2 protein-coding genes are annotated in these 479 nt (G+C 33.6%); both read right to left on the bottom strand.

Annotated elements, in window-relative coordinates:
* On the bottom strand, positions 1–242 hold a 242-nt coding region (locus PF022_RS08790; RefSeq protein ID WP_271023583.1), incomplete at its 3' end, for a single-stranded DNA-binding protein.
* Positions 235–479, bottom strand: a 245-nt coding sequence (locus tag PF022_RS08785; protein WP_271023581.1) for a hypothetical protein, incomplete at its 5' end; no start/stop codon positions are given. The genes PF022_RS08790 and PF022_RS08785, both read right to left, overlap by 8 nt.

Below are 479 nucleotides of genomic sequence, written 5' to 3'. Positions count from 1 at the left end.
GTAAAAGAGCTTGTATGTATTTTGCCACTTCCTAAGAATTTATCACCTTTTTTGAAGTATTTGTGTGCGACTTCTGCCCTTCTACCAAAGATGATTATTGGAAACCAGTTTGTATGGACTTCATTTTGTCCGTCTTTTTCTCTGCTCTCACTTATAGCTATGCTTGTTTTGGCATATGTATTTTTACCAATTACAAGCTCAAAGTCCTTACCTAAATAACCACATAAAATAATCTTATTCATTCTCATTCCTTTCAATCACTCTTAGTATTAGCTTATCGCTTATCCATTCTTTTTCGTCATTTTGTGATTCAAATGTTATTTCAACTTCTCCTGCGACTTTAGGAGTGTAGATTAGCGATTTTGATTCTAAGATTTTATCTTCGTATTTAAATCTACAAGGATTATTTCCATACGCACTAAAGCCAAGCAGTCGTATCTCCTCATCTACATACAACAATAGCTTAGGTGCATAGATAA

Source organism: Helicobacter sp. WB40, assembly GCF_027859275.1.
In the GTDB taxonomy this organism is placed as follows: Bacteria; Campylobacterota; Campylobacteria; order Campylobacterales; family Helicobacteraceae; genus Helicobacter_D; species Helicobacter_D ibis.
Note: the sequence above shows the minus strand (reverse complement) of the source record. Positions and strands in the feature narration are given on the sequence as shown.